We start from the raw sequence: 2,166 nt of genomic DNA, 5'->3' as shown, positions 1-2,166 counted from the left end.
GTTTGCGCGCAACGGAGCTGGTGCAAAGCCGATCTCAATGCAGATGCCACTGAAAATATTTTTTGTTGGTTGATCAAATTAGGTGTGTTGCGACGCGAAGTTGATGGCCAGGGCTTAACCCATCGAGTGCGTTTAACACCCATGGGTAAACAGGTTCTCCTCATGTGGCCAGGGGAAATTCCCTCAGCAACAAAACTACGGCGCCTGCGCCATTGGCTCCGGCGCCACTGGCCGAGGCTTTGAGCAGTTCAGCCTGTAGCATTAATGTGCTACTCCTATGGGCGCAATAACAATGGAAGTTACCYTGCGTAGATCTGGTGGATCTGTGAGCGCAACCATTCCAAGTGAAATGGCTCGTAGATTTCATCTCGCTCCAGGAGATCGAATCGAAGCTATTGAAACCGAGCAGGGCATTTTACTCTCACCTTTCAACCCAACCCTGCAAGAGGCACTGGCCCTTGCCTCAGAAGCGGCTCGCTCATATCAACCAGCCCTGCGCCAATTGGCTCAATGAACCTGCCTTCAGAGCCCCGTTGGGTACCTGAAGCAGCTKTTATTGCAATTCATCATCAACAAATTCTTGAGCACGGGGGGCTGCAGGGAATGCGCTCAGATTCAGCCTTGTGTTCAGCCCTAGCTCGCCCAAAGCAGCGCTGGAGTTTTGGAGAATTAACTTCAATCCCCCTAATTGCAGCTGCCCATGCAGAAGCGATTGTTGTGGGGCATCCATTTAGCGATGGCAACAAAAGAACTGGCTTTTTGGTTGCGGTTGTGTTTCTTGGACTCAACGGCTTTGCTTTTAAAGCTTCCAACGCAGCAGTTGTTCAAAAAATTCAGCAACTGGCTGGTGGATTGTTGGCTTGGCCTGAATTAGAGGCCTGGTTTGTTGCCAGCAGCGTTGCTAAGTAATGAAAACCCCTAATCAACYCACCCCCTTAATGGTGCTTGGCACCAGCAGTGGTGCGGGCAAATCATTGATGACGGCTGCCCTTTGCCGGGTATTGCAGCGTCGCGGAGAAAAACCGCTGCCTTTTAAAGGGCAAAACATGAGCAATAACGCCTGGGTGGATCAAACCGGTGGCGAGATGGCCTACTCCCAGGCGCTGCAAGCCTGGGCGGCTGGGCTGGWGCCCCACCACAGCATGAATCCAGTGCTTTTAAAACCCCAGGGTGATTCCACCAGTGAGTTAATTCATCTAGGTGTATCAGTGGGGCAGGCCCGCGCTGAGCACTATTACCGCGACTGGTTCAAACCCGGTTGGGCGGCAATCCGCCAGGGMCTTAGCGAACTGCAGGCAACYCACCCCGGCGGACGCTTGGTGCTCGAGGGGGCCGGCAGCCCTGTTGAGGTAAATCTGCAATCCCGGGATCTAACAAACCTGCGCCTAGCTCAATATTTGCGAGCAAATTGCATTTTGGTAGCCGATATCGAGCGCGGTGGCGTGTTCGCTCAGCTGGTGGGCACCTTGGCGCTGCTGCGGCCGGTGGAGCGTCCGTTAATTCGCGGGCTGCTGATCAACCGYTTTCGCGGCCGCCGCGAACTGTTTGATGARGGSCGCCGCTGGCTGGAGGCCCACACCGGSATTCCTGTGCTGGGGSTGATGCCCTGGCTGGATGAACTATTTCCACCGGAGGATTCCCTTGATCTKTTGGAACGCCGTGGCCGCAAGCGCRGCGCCGAGCTGGAGATCGCGGTGCTGAAGCTGCCATCGCTGAGCAACTTCTCCGACCTTGACCCCCTRGAAGCCGAACCATCGGTTCARCTGCGCTGGGTGGCACCYGGAGAAGMGCTCGGCCAASCMGATGCRGTGATCGTGCCAGGCAGCAAGCAAACRCTGCGGGATCTGGAGGCCCTCAAACAAAACGGTTTTGCCACCACTTTGCAGCTGTATGCAGCTGGGGGCGGCCATGTGTTCGGCGTGTGCGGAGGCATGCAGCTCCTTGGTCGTGAGCTGCATGACCCCGATGGCCATGAAGGCAGCATCCATGGCCCTACCCAAGCCGCAGGGCTCAACCTGCTGCCGCTTCGCACCGTGTTCGGCGGCGAGAAGGCCCTGCGGCAGCGCGCGAGCCAAGCCCTGTGGCCGACCCTCAACAACCACACTTCAGCAATCGACTCCCTCCAAATCGAAGGCTTCGAGCTACACCGCGGCAGCACGATTGCAC

At 56.6% G+C, this 2,166-nt stretch carries 4 protein-coding genes; all 4 read left to right on the top strand.

Annotated elements, in window-relative coordinates:
• Positions 1-243: Npun_F0494 family protein (locus C7K08_RS13640; RefSeq protein WP_193464840.1), on the top strand; the 243-nt coding region annotated here is incomplete at its 5' end.
• 49 nt (positions 244-292) lie between these two features.
• Positions 293-514, top strand: coding sequence for an AbrB/MazE/SpoVT family DNA-binding domain-containing protein (locus tag C7K08_RS13635; protein WP_161955938.1), 222 nt, complete (start codon positions 293-295; stop codon positions 512-514).
• The gene (locus C7K08_RS13630) at positions 511-909 is read left to right on the top strand and encodes a type II toxin-antitoxin system death-on-curing family toxin (protein ID WP_106501075.1); all 399 of its coding nucleotides are present in this window, start codon (positions 511-513) and stop codon (positions 907-909) included. Before C7K08_RS13635 ends, C7K08_RS13630 begins: the two co-directional genes overlap by 4 nt.
• 29 nt (positions 910-938) lie before the next feature.
• Positions 939-2,166, top strand: a 1,228-nt coding sequence (locus C7K08_RS13625; RefSeq protein WP_106501077.1) for a cobyric acid synthase, incomplete at its 3' end; no start/stop codon positions are given.

The organism is Synechococcus lacustris str. Tous, assembly GCF_003011125.1.
Classification (GTDB): Bacteria; Cyanobacteriota; Cyanobacteriia; order PCC-6307; family Cyanobiaceae; genus Synechococcus_D; species Synechococcus_D lacustris.
Note: the sequence above shows the minus strand (reverse complement) of the source record. Positions and strands in the feature narration are given on the sequence as shown.